This is a genomic window from Ferruginibacter albus, from assembly GCF_020042285.1.
Lineage (GTDB): Bacteria > Bacteroidota > Bacteroidia > Chitinophagales > Chitinophagaceae > Ferruginibacter > Ferruginibacter albus.
In genome coordinates, this window is the sequence record NZ_CP083388.1 from 490,264 (window position 1) to 506,187 (window position 15,924).

The following is a 15,924-nucleotide window of genomic DNA, read 5'->3' on the forward strand; positions in this document are numbered from 1 at the left end:
GTCATGAAAAGAATGTAGGAACGAATCCCCACATCTGAATAATTTGTGTATCATGGCAGCAGAACTTCAACGCTTATCAGTAAATAAAAAGAAACCTATTCCTCTTGAACAGTGGGGACCTTATCTTAGTGAACGTCAATGGGGAACTGTAAGAGAAGATTACAGTGCACATGGTGATGCCTGGGGTTACCTTCCGTTTAATCAATCACATTATCGGGCATATCATTGGGGCGAAGATGGATTAGGCGGCATTTCTGATTACTTTCAGAATCTTTGCTTTGCAATTGCATTATGGAATGGTAAAGATCATATTTTAAAAGAGCGTCTTTTTGGCTTAGGTAATTATGAAGGTAATCATGGCGAAGATGTAAAGGAGCTATATTATTACCTGGATAATATTCCTACCCATTATTACATGGAATACTTGTATAAGTATCCGCAGAACGAATTTCCTTATGAAGATCTAATTAATAAGAATCGACATCGCAGCAAAGAGGAACCTGAATATGAAATTTTAGATACAGGTGTTTTTGACAAGAATGAGTATTTTGATATAAAAATTACTTATGCCAAGCAAGGACCGCAAGACATCTATATTAAAATAGATATTACCAATCGAAATAATAAACCGGCTCGCATAACGGTACTGCCTACACTATGGTTCCGTAATCGCTGGATGGAACGATCGGTAGATGAAAAACCTTCCATATCATTAAAAGATAAAACCACTGTAAAGGCACAGCATGAACGGTTAGGAACGTATTATTTTTATTTTCAGCACCCCGAATTCACACTCTTTACCGAAAATGAAACAAATTTTCAAAAGGTAACAGGAGGACGCAATGCAACTCCTTTTGTAAAAGATGCTTTTCATGATGCGATTGTACAGGGATTGAACCTTGATTATCTCCGGAATAAAAAATCAGGTACCAAATGCGCACCTGTCTATAAACTTCAGATTGATGGAGAGGCAACAGAAACGATTTATTGCCGGTTAACTACCAGCAACGAAGACCGTCCGTTTGCAGGTAATTTTGAAAAGATCTTTACCAAAAGAAAAGAAGAAGCAGATGATTTTTACCGATTGATATTGCCAACGGGCATATCTGATGATCTGAGAAATATTCAACGAAGGGCTTTATCCGGGTTATTATGGAGCAAGCAATATTACCACTTTGATGTGGAGCGTTGGTTGTCTGCAAGCGATGGCATCAGTCCGAAAAACAATGGCAAGCAATATGGAAGAAATAAGGACTGGACACACTTAAAAAACCAGGATGTTATTTCAATGCCCGATAAATGGGAATATCCATGGTATGCTGCATGGGATCTTGCTTTTCACTGCATTTCATTGGCAATGGTAGATACTGTTTTTGCAAAACACCAATTATTGTTGATCATGCGGGAGTGGTATATGAAACCCGATGGACAATTGCCTGCGTATGAATGGAATTTCAGCGATGTAAATCCGCCGGTACAGGCATGGGCGGCAATGGAAGTATATAGAATTGAAAAAGAAATTACAGGGCATGGTGATATCATCTTTCTTAAAAAGATATTTCAAAAGCTATTGATAAATTTTACCTGGTGGATAAACCGTAAAGACAGCAAAGGCAATAATATTTTTGAAGGAGGATTTTTGGGGTTGGATAATATTGGTGTGTTTGACCGAAGCTTTCGGTTGCCGGGACAAATGCGTTTGCAACAGGCAGATGGTACCAGTTGGATGGGAATGTACGCATTGAACATGATGGACATGGCATTGGAAATATCCAAAGAAGACATAAGCTTTGAAGATACTGCTACCAAATTTTTTGAACACTTTGTATTAATTGCCGAAGCATTGAACGGCATTAACATGTGGAGCGAAACGGATAAATTTTACTACGATTCGCTGAATGTTGAGAACGGGGAAACATTACGATTGCGTATTCAATCAATAGTAGGATTAACAAGTTTGTTTGCGGTTTCTATAATGAGTAAAGAAACTTTTGCTAAGCTTCCTGATTTCAGCAAGCGTATCAATTGGTATGAGCAATACCGCAAGCGAAATAAATTATTCTGGCCAAATGAAGAGGGGAGCACGGGCGAAGGGTTACTGGTTTCCTTAGTACAAAAGGAAAGATTGGTGCATTTATTAAAACGGCTGTTGAATGAAGATGAATTTCTTTCCGATGGTGGCATAAGAGCTTTATCTAAATACCATAAAAAAAATCCTTATTCAGTAAACATTGCCGGAGTACATTATACTATTCAATATGATCCGGGAGATTCCACCTCCAATTTATTTGGCGGCAATTCCAACTGGCGCGGACCTGTATGGATGCCGATCAATTATTTGATTATTCGTTCCATTAAAAAATACGGAGAGTTTTACGGCGACACATTAAAAGTAGAGTATCCTGTTGGTTCCGGTGTGGAGTTAAACCTGGAAGAAGTAGCACAGGAATTAACCAATCGTATTATTAGCTTAATGGCAAAGGATGAAAATGGCAACCGGAAAATATTCGGTGATTATAATTGGTTTTACAGCCGTCCGGGTAATGAGGATCTGCTGATGTACTATGAATATTTTCATGGCGATAATGGAAGAGGGTTGGGTGCCAGTCATCAAACAGGTTGGACTGCATTGATAGCAGACCTTATCGGCTGGCGTCAAGTAAATGAAGAAGATTGGAAGAAGGAATGGTTTAAGAAACATGCTGTTTCATAAACTCAATGCTTACTTAATTCTTAGTGTTTTTATTGTCTTTGCTTCTTTACGTGAAATTCCTGCTACTTACCGTTTGAAAAATTTTCCAACAAAAGGTAAACGCTGAAAATCTTTTCTTTCAACGGTTCCTAAAAACCATACGTATAAGAACAACAGGAATGTAGCGAATGCTAAACTGAATATACGGTTATGCCATACATGTATCAATGCCTGGTGCAGGAAGAACAGCAATACAACAATTACCATATACACCGTTAGTTTTTTCCACGCATAAGGAATGTAATATTCTTTCTGTCCCCAGATAAAAGAAATTACCATCATGCTGCCATAGCACGCAAAAGTAGCCCAGGCACAAGCTAAATAACTGAAGTGCGGAATGAAGAAATAATTTATAAAAAGTGTAACACCCGCTCCGATCAGTGTAATATAAGCGCCGGCAACTGTTTTGTGTGTAAGCTTATACCAGATAGTTAAATTATAATAAATGCCTAAGAACATATTTGCCAACAGCAATATGGGTACTACTTTTAATCCAACCCACATTGTTTTATTGCGGATAAAATATTTCCATATGTCTAAATATAGTGCTACCACCAAAAACATGACCGTGATGGTTATTACAAAAAACTTCATTACACGGGCATAGGTTCGTTGTGGATTTTCACCTTCTGCAGTTTTGAAAAAGAAAGGTTCTGCTCCCATTCGGAATGCCTGGATGAATAATGTAATTAATAGCGAAAGCTTATAACAGGCGCTGTAGATACCCACCTGTGCTTCTGCATCCAATGTTGGTGTAGGTTTTGTCCACCACAAAAGCATGATCCTGTCAAAGGTCTCATTGATCATTCCTGCAAAACCTACTATTATCAGGGGAAGGGCATATACCATCATTCGCTTCCATAATACGCCGTTAAATCGAAAGCGGAACCCAAAAAATTCTTTCCATAATATGAGCAAAGTTGCCAGGGATGCAATTAAGTTGGCAATAATGATATAACCCACCGAGTAATCTTTAATATAAATGCTGCTTAAAAAGCTGCCCGGATTTTTTTCTACTATTATAGGCAACTTACTCACAAAAAAATAAGTCAATGCAATGGTAAGTAGGATATTGAAGATCCGGACAATGGCGAATTTAACAGGTCTTCCGTCTTGTCTGAGCTTGGCAAAAGGCAGCGTTGTTAAAGTATCTAAGGCAATTATTAAAATGCTGTAGGTAATAAATTCAGGGTGGGCTTGCAATTTTAAGAGGCTTGTAAGTCCGCTTTTGCAAAGTAATAATAAGCCGGTGAGAAATACAGTGCTGCCTATTATTGACAACATAGAAGTACTATAAATGTCGTTTTTATGAGTATCCTTTTGTATAAAACGGAAATACGTGGTTTCCATTCCATAAGTAAAAACAACATTGAGAAAAGGAATGGCGGCATATACCGTGCTCATTTGTCCGTATTCGCCTGTTAGAAGGCGAAGGGTTAAATAAGGTGTAAGCAAATAATTAAGAAACCGTGCGGCGATAGAACTAATGCCATACCACATTGTTTGACTGGCTAACTTTTTTATACTCAAATTGAATGGGTTTGAAGCAAATTTACCTTTTAATTTTAATTCTTAATTTCGACAATAAATTATCCTTTATTTTCAACCAAAACTTTTAATATGCGTAAACTGACCTTGATCTTCGGAGCATTATTTCTTTTTAACACCCATTCTAAAGCACAAGCTTATACCGGGCAATCAGACTTTAATAAAACAATGCAAAGTGCGGCAATTGTAGAATTGCCTTTTGAGAACGGAACCACTTCTGATGCTATCAATAATAAATTCAAATCGCTGGGGTACAGTAGTAAAAGCAGCGGCGATTATAAATTGTACAAAGGAATAAAATTGGCTGAGTTGGGCGACGGTACCTATGATATCTATCTTAAAGTAGATAAAAAGAGCAAAAAGGAAAAAGACAGATCCGTTGTGTATATGCTCATCAGCAGCGGCTATGAAAAATTTATTCCGGAAGCTGCCAATGCAGACCTTTTTAATAATGCAAAAACATTTTTAAATAATTTGATGCCATCTGTGGTGGCAGTTGACCTGGAAAATCAAATTACAGCACAGGAAGATGCCGTTAAGAAAGCAAATAAAAAATTAAGCAATTTGAATGAGGACGGTGAAGATCTTGCTAAGAAACAAAAAAAATTAGAACAGGATATTGCTGATAATAAAAGCAGCATTGCCAATCAACAAAAAGAAGTAGCAGCACAACAACAAATACTGGAAACACTGAAATCAAAAAGAAAATAATTTATAACAGGCTTATTTATAAAAGCGCCATTGTTTTGCAATGGCGCTTTGTTTTATATTGATTTTAAAAAGAATAGTTTCGACCTAGAATTTGATCTTACCACGTTCTTGCTTTAATTCGCTATTTCGTTTTTTATTATTCAACCGCTTTTCTTTTGCAGCTTTGCCGGGTTTGGTAGGCTTTCTTTTTTTAGGAACGATGAGTGCTTTGGTAACCAGCTCGTTCATTTTTTCAATAACGGTTTGTTTATTTCCTAGCTGGCTTCTTTCTGTTTGGCTCTTAACTAATAACAAACCCTCTGAAGTGATTCGGTTGACCAGTTTTTCTCTAATAAGATTTTTTTGCGTTTCATCAACTAATAAAGACGCAGCAATATCCCAATAGCCTTCCACCATTGTCTCCACTTTATTTACATTTTGACCGCCTTTTCCGCCGCTTCTGGCTGTTTTAAACCGTATTTCTGCTGAAATATCCATATTCGAATTTACCTTATCTTGCTGTAAACGCCTGCAACGAAACCATTCAAAATGGAATCTTTATTTCAGTAAGCAGATTTTTTTTTACATTTTTGCAATAACGAATAAGCAATTAATGGCATCAACCATACTCCATTCACTCACCGAACGCAAGAAACAAGGCAAAAAATCATTTGCTGTTCTAATTGATCCTGATAAGGTGAACAACAGCAGCATGGAACAATTGATCGACTTGTCGGTAGCTGCCAAAGTAGATTATTTCTTTGTAGGGGGCAGCCTGGTAATTTCCAATTATGTAGATGATTGTATAAAGCTTATTAAAGCCAACTGCAATATCCCGGTGGTACTTTTCCCCGGAAGTCCTTCGCAGGTAAGTAAATTCGCCGATGCTTTATTGTATTTATCATTGATCAGCGGTCGCAATGCAGAGTTATTGATCGGGCAGCATGTAATGTCTGCGCCTGTTATTAAGCAGAGCGGCTTGGAGATCATGCCCACCGGTTATATGGTGATCGACGGTGGCGCTCCAACCACTGTTTCTTATATCTCCAATGCAAGCCCTATACCTTCCGACAAAAATGAAATAGCTATGTGCACGGCTATGGCAGGCGAAATGCTGGGCATGCAATTGATCTATATGGATGCCGGAAGCGGTGCTAAAAAAGCTATTCCTGAGGGTATGATACAAAGAGTAGCACAATCTATCGAAGTGCCGTTAATTATTGGAGGCGGCATCATTCATCCTGAAAAAGCGTACGTAAACTGCAAAGCCGGCGCCGATGTAATTGTAGTAGGTAATGCCATTGAAAAGGATGCTTCACTTATTAAGGAAATGGCAGCTGCTGTGCATAGCATTCCTGTAAAAGCAATTTAATTTTCTATTTTTTGTAACCAACATTGAATATTACGCAACATCCTTGTGTCACTCCCTTGTACCGCATACTTTTATTGAACTTTCATCAAACGAATGCATTCCCCGCCCCGTTGATTTACGCTGATCTGCGAAACTAATCTGTCTTTATCTGCGGAAAACAGCACATCTGCATATCTTTGCAGCCAAATAAAAAATACCCGTAATAAATGACCATTAGTTATAACTGGCTGTCGGAATATTTACCTGAAAAAGTAGAGCCCGAAAAGCTGAGTAAAATATTAACCTCTATCGGACTGGAAGTAGAAAGCCTGGAAGCATTTGAAGAAATTAAAGGCGGCTTGCAAGGTATTGTGATTGGGGAAGTATTGGAATGTGCAAAGCATCCGGATGCAGATAAACTAAGCATTACCAAAGTAAACATAGGAACAGAAGAACCATTGCAAATAGTTTGCGGCGCTCCGAATGTTGCAGCCGGACAAAAAGTAGTAGTGGCAACCGTTGGTGCAACTTTATATCCTTCAGAAGGCGAGCCCTTTGCCATTAAAAAAGCAAAGATCCGTGGTACGGAAAGTTTCGGAATGATCTGTGCCGAAGATGAGATTGGTTTAGGTAAAAGCCACGCCGGTATTATGGTATTGCCTGCCGATACAAAAGTGGGCATTCCTGCTGCGGAGTATTTTCAACCGTACAATGATTTTATTTACGAGATCGGCTTAACACCCAATCGTATGGATGCGATGAGCCATTTGGGTGCGGCAAAAGATGTATGCGCTTACTTATCTCATCATAACAAAAAAGATGTATCGGTAAAATCTCCTTTTAAAAATAATTTTAAAGCAGATAATACCGATCTAAAGATCGATGTAAGCATCGAAAATAAAGAAGCTTGCCAGCGGTATGCAGGTGTAAGCATTACAGGGGTAACGGTTGCCGATAGTCCGAAGTGGTTACAGCAAAAATTAAAGAGCATTGGCTTACGTCCAATCAATAATATTGTAGACATCACCAATTTTATTTTACATGAAACCGGTCAGCCTTTACATGCATTTGATGCAGCAGCAATAAGCGGTAACAAGGTTATTGTAAAAACTTTACCGGAAGGAACACCGTTTGTAACCTTAGATGAAAAAGAAAGAAAATTATCAGCAGAAGACCTGATGATCTGCAGTGCTACTGAACCCATGTGTATCGGTGGTGTATTCGGTGGATTGAAAAGCGGCGTAAAGAATTCAACCACTGCCATCTTTTTAGAGAGTGCCTGGTTCAATCCCATCAGCATTCGCAAAACCTCTGTGCGTCATGGCTTGCGTACGGATGCTGCTACCCGTTTTGAAAAAGGGGTGGACATCAGTAATACGGTAAATGTATTAAAGCGTGCTGCCACAATGATAAAAGAAATTGCAGGCGGACAAATCGCTTCTGATATCATTGATGTGTATCCATCGCCAAAAGCGAAAACAGAAGTCTCAATTAAATATCATTACCTGAAAAAATTAAGCGGTAAAAATTATCATGGCGATACCATCAAACGTATTTTAACTGCCTTGGGTTTTGAAATATGTAAAGAAGGGCAGGATGAGATTCGTGTAGCCGTTCCATATAGCAAAACGGATATTTCTATTCCGGCTGATATCGTAGAAGAGATCATGCGCATTGATGGGTTGGATAATGTAGAAATTCCGGAAACCATCAGCATTGCACCATCCATTGAAACATTGGCAAATGAAACGGCGTATAAAGAAAAGATCGCTAACTTTTTAACCGGTGCAGGCTTTTCGGAAATATTCACCAACTCCATTACCAATAGTGCTTATTTTAGCGAAGACGTTTTATCTACAACGGTAAAGATGATAAACAGCTTAAGTGCTGAGCTGGATGTAATGCGTCCTTCCATGTTGGAAACAGGTTTGGAAACCATCGCTTACAATCTTAATCGCAAAAACAGCGACCTTCAATTATTTGAATTTGGTAAAACCTATTCAACCAGCGGCATTGGTAGTTATGATGAACAAGATCATTTATGCATTTTCATCAGCGGTAAAAAAACAATTGATAGCTGGAAGAATAAAGCGCAGCACAGCGATTTTTATTTTGTAAAAGGCGCTGTAGAAAGAGTAACGCAGCTATTGGGATTAACCATCAGCGAGTACCAGTCGCAGGCAGACGATAAGTTGAACATTGCCGTTCATGCGAAAATTAAAAATCAAACAATAGCCACTATCGGCGCTGTAAATAAGAAAACCTTGGAGCGTTTTGATATCAAACAGCCTGTTTTCTTTGCGGATATTGATTGGAAACAATTATTGGCGCTCAATAAAAAGATCGAGATCGAGTTCACCGGCATACCTAAATTCCCGGCTGTAAATCGTGACCTGGCAATTGTGGTAGACAGAAGCTTAACGTATGATGCCGTTGAAAAAGCCACCCAGCAGGCAAAAGTGAATAAATTAAAGTCAGTTAACTTGTTTGATATTTTTGAAAGTGATAAATTGGGTATCAACAAAAAATCCTTGGCGATCAGCTTTACTTTTTTAGACGAAGAAAAGACCATGACCGACAAAGACATTGATGCGATGATGAGCAAGATTATTGCATCGTATGAAAAAGAGCTCAATGCTGAGATAAGAAAATAATAAAATGGCTTCGACAAGCTCAGCCTGACAATTCAAAAAGCAAAACTAAAAGCTGTCAGCCTGAGCTTGTCGAAGGCGGTCGATGTAAAAATATAATGGCAGAACTGGACGAAAACATACAACGCATTAATCAAAAGCTTCAGCAATTGCTGAAGCAATACCAGTTGCTGCAAAAAGAGAATGAACGCAAGACTGCTGAAATAGCTTCCTTAAAAGAAAACAAAACCACCCAGGAAAATAAAATAACAGAGCTGCAGCAGCAGGTAATGATATTAAAATCTGCCGCAGGCGAAATGAGCGAAGCAGATAAAAAACAATTTGAGCGAAACATCAATCAATACGTAAAGCAGATAGACAAGTGCATTGCTTTACTAAGCGAATAATATGAGCGAACTCATTCCCGTAAATATTGTCATCGGCGACAGAACCTACCGCATTAAAATTGCCCCGGCAGACGAAGAATCTGTGCGCAAAACCCTCAAGATCATCAACGATAAAATAATAGAGTTCAAAACCCAGTTTTCCGGCAAAGACATGCAGGATTATGTAGCCATGGTTACCATCTGGTATGCTACCCAAATGACCTCCACCAATAACCCCGCCCTTGAACAGCAAATAACCGACTCCCTCCTCAAAATAGAGCAGCAATTAGATAAAGCGCTATAATTATTAGACCGTCTTCGCCAAGCTCAGACCGACAGCGTTTTTGATCTGAGTTATAACCACGACGAAACTTATACTTTCCAATTCTAAGAGTAGCATTCCCAATGCCGAAGTCACAGTAGTACAACAGCTTCATCAGGGAACCTAACGACAAACGGGCAGTCATCGTTTGTCGGCGGCTTTTTTGGTTACTTTTTTTCCGCAAAAAAAGTAACATAGCAGAATCTCTAATATAAAGAATCAATTTTTAAAGCTTATCTTCGCAGGCACTATCCTTAATAAAGAATTATGGGTAAAACACACACATATAAGAACATAAATTGTAAAAAAGAAACATTCAATGGAACCAACGATTATATACATTGTCATAGGTGCTGCAGCATTAATAGTGGGCATTGTACTGGGTAAATTAATTTTTGCCAAAAACACTCAAAAACAGATCGAAGAAGCGCAATCACAATCACAAACCATCATTAAAGAAGCCGAATTAAGAGCCGAAAACATTAAAAAAGAAAGAGAATTAGAGGCAAAGGAAAAGTTTGTACAACTAAAAGCTTCGCATGATCGTGACGTGATGCAGCGCAATCAGAAAGTGGTAGAAGGCGAGAATCGCATCAAGCAAAAAGAACAATCCCTCAATCAAAAAGAGCAGAGTTTAGAAAAGCACATTAAAGAAAATGATGCGATAAAAGAAAACCTCAATCGCCAGATAGAGGTAGTAAATCACAAGCGCAGCGAGCTGGAAAAACACCAGGAAGAACATATCCGCCGCTTAGAAAAAGTAGCCGGCTTATCAGCCGATGAAGCAAAGGCGCAGTTAATAGAAAGCTTAAAGCACGAGGCAGAAAGCAAAGCCATCGCCATTCAGCAGGAAATTATTGAAGATGCCAAAGCAAAGGCTAATAAGGAAGCCCGTAAAATAGTTATACAAACCATTCAGCGTACAGCCGCAGAACAAGCCATTGAAAACTCTATTACTGTTTTCAATTTGGAAAGCGATGAAATAAAAGGCTCTATCATCGGTAGAGAAGGTAGAAACATACGTGCTATAGAAGCCGCTACCGGTGTTGATTTAGTAGTAGATGATACCCCTGAAGCAATTGTACTTTCTTCTTTCGATCCGTTGCGCAGGGAAATTGCCCGTTTGTCTTTACAACGTTTAGTGGCAGACGGACGTATTCACCCGGCACGTATTGAAGAAGTGGTAGAAAAAACCAAAAAGCAACTGGAAGACCAGGTAATGGAAATCGGTGAACGTACGGCTATGGAGCTCGGCGTTCATGGATTGCATAAAGAGCTGATAAGAATGGTAGGACGTATGCGTTTCCGTTCTTCGTACGGACAAAACTTGTTAATGCACAGTCGGGAGACTGCCAACCTTTGCGCTATCATGGCGGCTGAGTTGGGCATGAATCCGAAGCTGGCAAAACGTGCAGGTTTGTTACACGATATCGGTAAAGTACCGGATGAAGAAACAGAATTAAGTCATGCTTTGTTAGGTGCTAAGTTGGCGGAAAAATATGGCGAGAACCCTGCGGTGGTAAATGCCATTGGCGCTCACCACGATGAAATGGAGATGCAATATGTTATCTCGCCGATCATACAGGCTTGCGATGCTATCAGCGGTGCCCGTCCCGGTGCCCGTCGTGAGATCATGCAGCAATACATTCAGCGTATCAAAGACCTTGAAAATATGGCATTGGGTTATACCGGTGTAGAAAAAGCCTATGCTATACAAGCCGGTCGTGAGTTGCGTGTGATAGTAGAAGCAGATAAAGTTACTGATGCCGACAGCGATAAGCTAAGCTTTGAAATTGCGCAAAAGATACAAACCGAAATGACCTTTCCCGGGCAAATAAAAGTGACAGTGATAAGAGAAAAGAGAGCAGTGAATATTGCGAGGTAATAAATTCCAAAAACAAATTCTAAATACCAAGCTGCAGGTTTTATACTTTGCAGCTTTTTTGTTTTTATGTGGTGAGGTTTGTAATACTATTGAACATCGGTGTATTATTCATTTATACGACATGCTATTGCTAATGTTTACTATATCTACTTATATTAGCTGTATAAATTAACAATTATCTTTTTTGAAACTTATGTCTTACAGTTTTAACACAGAATTTAAAGGGAATATGGAAGATTTATATAATAGGGCATTAAAGGAAAGTCAAAAATACAATGCTAAGATATCGGGTAACTCTAAAGCTGGAAACTTTGAAGCGACTGCTTTAGGAGCCCATTTTAAAGGTAGTTATAGTGTATTAGATAATATTATTAGGATATCAATTGATAAAAAACCTTTTTTTATTTCTAGTAAAATGATTGAATCTGCAGTAAACAGCTTTATAAAAGCGAAATGAAATATTTATTTAAGCTTGTTTCTCTTCTTCATTTTTCTTTTTAAATGGTAAAAATTTTTCTGCAAGTTTGAAAATTGGAGGACTGTCTTCATGCGATTTATTATCTAATGTTACGCTTGGATTTTGCGAGGTAATAATTACAAGCTGACCAACTAATTGTAGTAATACATCTTGATCAGTTATGCCATCTTTCATTAGTTCTTCAATTTGCATTTTATGTCCGTGGAATGATTTTGCATTTGTTTCTTTAAAGGCATATTCCTCTTGTAACCTTTTATATTGGCTTTGTTGCTTACTAGCATAACCAGCTAACCAAATTGTAGGAATGAAAAAAGGTAAATCTTTTAAAAGGGAAATAAATGCTTGGTTCAATGTAAGAGTTGTTTGAGCATTAAATTGGAAATATAGTAGTACAATGCTTAAGGCTGTCATTATACAAATTGTAGAAATAAAAATTACAGACCAAAATTGCAATGGTTTCTTGTAGCTTGCCTTTTGAATTTGATAAGCTTCTGCTAAGCCGGTACTAGTTGCACCTGGTAATAAGCCTTCTATTTCTGTAAATTGAGCTAGAAATCTAGTGTTTTGTTCGGCTAAAAAAGCTGCAATTTTGTTTTTTAAGTCTTCAGTTTCTTGTAGATAGCCATTGATCTGATTTCCTTCACTATCTTTTTTCCCAAAAATTTTGTCGTGAGTTGCTTCGATTTCAGATTGTAATGTTTTGGATTTTAAATTTAGCGCCTTATAATCATTAAGGTTTGAAACAATTTGCTCTTTTGTGGCTTTAATTTCTTGTTCCCATTCAGATGTATTTTTTTGGATGGCTTCAATAGATGTTTTTTCTGTTTCTATTTTTATTAAATACTCGTTAATCTTTTTTTCATTTTCAGAGGACTTCTGTTGCTTATCTTCAAAGTCCACGATTATTTTTTCTGCTTTTCCTTTAAGAACATTTACTTCTTCATGTATAGTATTAATATTTTTTACAGTAGATTCTTTGATAGTTGTTATTTCTTCTTGAACATTATCAATATTCCTTAATATAGTATCATTTTTTATTGTTAATTCATCTTTAAGAGTAGTTAGGTCTATATTTATTTTTTTTAAATCTTCAATATTCGAAGTAAGTAGAGCCAATTCTTGTTTTGCTTGAATAATTTCGACCTCGGTTCTCATTGGCAGACTATCGATAACTGATAAATAAGTATCTTTTATTAAAGATTTTATTCGGGTAATTTGTCTTAAAATAATTTCGAATTTACTTGGCGTTATATTATCAAATTTTGACTCAAGTTCTTTATTGATCTTTTCAAATACTTCAGCCAATTCTCTCTTCAAAATTATTGTTTCGAAATTGTTGTCATATTCCTTAAGTGGAATCAATAAAGCATCGCTTTGTATTAAAATATCTGTAATTAAGGCTCTTGATATTCCTAAAAAGCCTTTTAGGTCATTCTCGTCAGGAAAGGACTCATTAATAGTATTAATAAGCTGAGTCAGTTTTAATTTAGTTTGTTCCATAGATTAAGTTTAATGCTTTCATAAAAGCTAAAGTACTCAATTGAATTAGAAATTCCCATAGCTCTCCTCATCGATATTAATTGCTAAGGGGATTATATACCCGCCGCCCCACAGACACAGGGATCTGTCCTGTGCTACCTAGTTGCTAATTCTCTATACCTTGCTTAAATAACAAATAAGCAGCTTGTAATAATCAGTCCGTCAAGCCTTAAAATAATCATTGTGCACTTTCAAAAACTCTTTAGCAGGTAAAAATTTATCCGGGAGATTAATTTCCATTCCTTCTAACTTTAAAAAATTAGTATCTATACTATCAACAATATTCTTGCCTTTCAATTTTGAAGAAACTTTGATAGTATAATCTTTCGCACTAATTGTAATTAAACCTTTATCAAAAGCCCTATCATGCAAGGCATTTAAGCAAATGCCATTGGTTGGGTTCAATCTATTCTTACTGTCTTTGCTCCAAGGAACAATATGGCTGGCAATTAATAGGTCAGTATTATCAATGCCAGTAATGCAACAAGTGTTGTTATACGTTGCCAATATCATTGTTCTAAAAATGCATTGATTTACTCTCGTTTTAATTAATCTTTCTTTATCTAATCCTTCTTTAGTAATATCTGAAATATCTACATGATTCAATTTAACAATGGTTGTCTTCTTTTCTTTAGCTAATAATTTCTCACTTTCAAGCAATGCAGCATCCCAATTATTATAGAATTCATCCCAAACTTGTTTGTCAAGCTTACTTGCATTGGATGCGCCCTTAATTCCTCTCTCTTTTAAAGTAGGATCAAAACTTGCAAGGTTGCCTAATTTTAATGCCACCGATGAAGGTGTTCTGCCAATAAGATTTGCAAACTTTATAACTTCTGGATTGCTTTTATGCATTTTACCAAATGGTAGTTTGCAATAAAGATTTATTGCTAATACTAACTCGTTTCTGGTCCAAAGCATCTGACCTTCTTTCATTATGATTGGTGTAGTTTTATCTTGTAATCAGCAAATAGATATATCGCGTCAATATACTCTACCTCAGAATTGATACCCCACTGTATTTTCTCATACATCTTTTCAAATTCTTTTGCCCATGTTATAAAATCAGCAACTTTCTTTCTGCTATCAGCACAGTAATAATTTCTTTCTCCTGCGATGTATGCAATGTCTGCAACTGTCTCACACAAAGAGTATGTTTTATCTTTTCTCATAAAATACATTTGTATAAGAGATAAAGCTAACAATTCTATCTAAAATTGATTTAAATGAATACTCTATAAATCTAAGAGTAGCATTACCACTGCCGAAGCCACAGTAGCACCCAAGCTCCACATAGCTATCCGGCAGGAACGGGCCGTCATCGTTCCTGCCTTGAATTTTTTTGTTACTTTTTTGTTTCAAGACAAAAAAGTAAATAGAGAATATCTAACAAATAATTATCCTACATCAAGCATCTTGCTTCATACCACTACATCCTCAACATTTATCAATCTAAATCTTTAAAACCTTCATCACTTTAACAAACCATCGATAATTATCATGCCTCTCCATTTATATTTTTAAGTAAATAATTTTTTTATCTTAAAAACTGAAAACTATGGCATCAACATCCGAAACCGGTCACACCAAAAACGTAGCGAATTTTAAAACATTACTTTCATTTTTAAAGGCTATGGCGCTAAGTACAATCCTTCAAAAGCAGCATTAAAAATAGCAACGTTGGAAACACAGCTAGCCAATGCAGCAGACGCATTAAAGCAGGTAAAAGCAACCAAGACAACGGTAGACAATGCTACCAATGCACGCAAGGACATTTTTACGCCCATCAGGAAACTATGCACCAGGATAGTGAATGCACTCGCAGGCTGCGATGTGGATGAAGGGGTTGTTGAGAATGCAAAGACCATCAACGGGAAACTACAGGGAAAAAAAGCCTCCAAAGATGAAACACCCGAAACACCTGCCACTCCGGATACGCCCGTACCAAAAAAGATCTCCGCATCACAGCAAAGCTTTGATAATTTGGTAGATCATTTTGATAAGTTAGTTGAATTGCTAAAACAGCAATCCAATTATATACCGAATGAAGTAGAATTGCAAACAAGCTCATTAATTGCATTATCCGGCAATTTTACCACGGCAAATGATGCAGTGGTAGATGCCATTACAGAATGGAGCAATGCTATGATAGAAAGAGATCGCCGGTTATATGCTGCTAAAACAGGCATTATCGATACAGTGGCTGACGTAAAAGATTATGTAAAAAGTGTTTACAATGCAACATCGCGGGAGTATAAGCAGTTAAGCAGCATCCAATTCAAACATTCCAATTAAAGTTGAACCTGGACCTTGAAGAGTAAAAGATCAGCTAAAAAGTAAAAG

General features: G+C 37.3%; 13 protein-coding genes and 1 pseudogene. 9 read left to right on the forward strand and 5 right to left on the reverse strand.

The window, feature by feature from the left end:
* The first annotated feature begins 52 nt into the window (after positions 1 to 52).
* The gene (locus K9M53_RS02235; RefSeq protein WP_224017589.1) at positions 53 to 2,713 is read left to right on the forward strand and encodes an MGH1-like glycoside hydrolase domain-containing protein; all 2,661 of its coding nucleotides are present in this window, start codon (positions 53 to 55) and stop codon (positions 2,711 to 2,713) included.
* A 66-nt stretch (positions 2,714 to 2,779) separates the two neighbouring features.
* Here the strand turns inward: K9M53_RS02235 and K9M53_RS02240 are convergent, their stop codons facing one another.
* The gene (locus K9M53_RS02240; RefSeq protein WP_224017591.1) at positions 2,780 to 4,282 is read right to left on the reverse strand and encodes a lipopolysaccharide biosynthesis protein; all 1,503 of its coding nucleotides are present in this window, start codon (positions 4,280 to 4,282) and stop codon (positions 2,780 to 2,782) included.
* A 90-nt stretch (positions 4,283 to 4,372) separates the two neighbouring features.
* On the opposite strand from K9M53_RS02240, the gene K9M53_RS02245 reads away from it, so the two are divergent.
* On the forward strand, positions 4,373 to 5,011 hold the full coding sequence (locus tag K9M53_RS02245) for a hypothetical protein (RefSeq protein ID WP_224017593.1): 639 nt from the start codon (positions 4,373 to 4,375) through the stop codon (positions 5,009 to 5,011).
* Between the two features lie 84 nt (positions 5,012 to 5,095).
* On the opposite strand, the pseudogene arfB reads toward K9M53_RS02245, so the two are convergent.
* A pseudogene (gene arfB / locus K9M53_RS02250) lies at positions 5,096 to 5,476 on the reverse strand (alternative ribosome rescue aminoacyl-tRNA hydrolase ArfB); the annotation flags it as partial.
* Positions 5,477 to 5,603: 127 nt separating this feature from the next.
* Here arfB and K9M53_RS02255 point away from each other — a divergent pair.
* From K9M53_RS02255 to K9M53_RS02280, 6 genes are all read left to right on the forward strand, one after another.
* Complete coding sequence (locus K9M53_RS02255; RefSeq protein WP_224017597.1) at positions 5,604 to 6,362, forward strand: geranylgeranylglyceryl/heptaprenylglyceryl phosphate synthase; 759 nt, start codon at positions 5,604 to 5,606, stop codon at positions 6,360 to 6,362.
* 206 nt (positions 6,363 to 6,568) lie between these two features.
* Complete coding sequence (pheT, locus tag K9M53_RS02260) at positions 6,569 to 8,995, forward strand: phenylalanine--tRNA ligase subunit beta (RefSeq protein ID WP_224017599.1); 2,427 nt, start codon at positions 6,569 to 6,571, stop codon at positions 8,993 to 8,995.
* A gap of 95 nt (positions 8,996 to 9,090) precedes the next feature.
* Positions 9,091 to 9,378: a hypothetical protein gene (locus K9M53_RS02265; RefSeq protein WP_224017601.1), complete on the forward strand. Its 288-nt coding sequence runs from the start codon at positions 9,091 to 9,093 to the stop codon at positions 9,376 to 9,378.
* Position 9,379: 1 nt separating this feature from the next.
* A complete protein-coding gene (locus tag K9M53_RS02270; protein WP_224017604.1) occupies positions 9,380 to 9,661 on the forward strand; it encodes a cell division protein ZapA in 282 nt (93 codons plus the stop codon).
* A gap of 337 nt (positions 9,662 to 9,998) precedes the next feature.
* The gene (gene rny / locus K9M53_RS02275) at positions 9,999 to 11,564 is read left to right on the forward strand and encodes a ribonuclease Y (protein ID WP_224017606.1); all 1,566 of its coding nucleotides are present in this window, start codon (positions 9,999 to 10,001) and stop codon (positions 11,562 to 11,564) included.
* A gap of 229 nt (positions 11,565 to 11,793) precedes the next feature.
* Positions 11,794 to 12,021 carry a hypothetical protein gene (locus tag K9M53_RS02280; RefSeq protein ID WP_224017608.1) on the forward strand — a complete coding sequence of 76 codons (228 nt, stop codon included), beginning with the start codon at positions 11,794 to 11,796 and terminating at the stop codon, positions 12,019 to 12,021.
* 9 nt (positions 12,022 to 12,030) lie between these two features.
* Here K9M53_RS02280 and K9M53_RS02285 read toward each other — a convergent pair whose 3' ends face one another.
* From K9M53_RS02285 to K9M53_RS02295, 3 genes are all read right to left on the reverse strand, one after another.
* The gene (locus tag K9M53_RS02285) at positions 12,031 to 13,542 is read right to left on the reverse strand and encodes a V-type ATP synthase subunit I domain-containing protein (protein ID WP_224017609.1); all 1,512 of its coding nucleotides are present in this window, start codon (positions 13,540 to 13,542) and stop codon (positions 12,031 to 12,033) included.
* 201 nt (positions 13,543 to 13,743) lie between these two features.
* Positions 13,744 to 14,502, reverse strand: coding sequence for an HNH endonuclease (locus tag K9M53_RS02290; RefSeq protein ID WP_224017611.1), 759 nt, complete (start codon positions 14,500 to 14,502; stop codon positions 13,744 to 13,746).
* A 14-nt stretch (positions 14,503 to 14,516) separates the two neighbouring features.
* A complete protein-coding gene (locus K9M53_RS02295; RefSeq protein WP_224017613.1) occupies positions 14,517 to 14,753 on the reverse strand; it encodes a hypothetical protein in 237 nt (78 codons plus the stop codon).
* Positions 14,754 to 15,261: 508 nt separating this feature from the next.
* On the opposite strand from K9M53_RS02295, the gene K9M53_RS02300 reads away from it, so the two are divergent.
* Positions 15,262 to 15,876, forward strand: coding sequence for a hypothetical protein (locus tag K9M53_RS02300; RefSeq protein ID WP_224017615.1), 615 nt, complete (start codon positions 15,262 to 15,264; stop codon positions 15,874 to 15,876).
* Positions 15,877 to 15,924: the final 48 nt, after the last annotated feature.

Excerpts from the sequence above, each read along its gene's own strand:
- K9M53_RS02245 (WP_224017593.1), top strand. The coding sequence starts at position 4,373 with ATGCGTAAACTGACCTTGATCTTCGGAGCATTATTTCTTTTTAACACC.
- K9M53_RS02290 (WP_224017611.1), bottom strand. The coding sequence starts at position 14,502 with ATGCTTTGGACCAGAAACGAGTTAGTATTAGCAATAAATCTTTATTGC.
- K9M53_RS02235 (WP_224017589.1), top strand. The coding sequence starts at position 53 with ATGGCAGCAGAACTTCAACGCTTATCAGTAAATAAAAAGAAACCTATT.
- K9M53_RS02270 (WP_224017604.1), top strand. The coding sequence starts at position 9,380 with ATGAGCGAACTCATTCCCGTAAATATTGTCATCGGCGACAGAACCTAC.
- K9M53_RS02265 (WP_224017601.1), top strand. The coding sequence starts at position 9,091 with ATGGCAGAACTGGACGAAAACATACAACGCATTAATCAAAAGCTTCAG.
- rny (WP_224017606.1), top strand. The coding sequence starts at position 9,999 with ATGGAACCAACGATTATATACATTGTCATAGGTGCTGCAGCATTAATA.
- K9M53_RS02255 (WP_224017597.1), top strand. The coding sequence starts at position 5,604 with ATGGCATCAACCATACTCCATTCACTCACCGAACGCAAGAAACAAGGC.
- K9M53_RS02285 (WP_224017609.1), bottom strand. The coding sequence starts at position 13,542 with ATGGAACAAACTAAATTAAAACTGACTCAGCTTATTAATACTATTAAT.
- K9M53_RS02295 (WP_224017613.1), bottom strand. The coding sequence starts at position 14,753 with ATGAGAAAAGATAAAACATACTCTTTGTGTGAGACAGTTGCAGACATT.
- pheT (WP_224017599.1), top strand. The coding sequence starts at position 6,569 with ATGACCATTAGTTATAACTGGCTGTCGGAATATTTACCTGAAAAAGTA.
- K9M53_RS02280 (WP_224017608.1), top strand. The coding sequence starts at position 11,794 with ATGGAAGATTTATATAATAGGGCATTAAAGGAAAGTCAAAAATACAAT.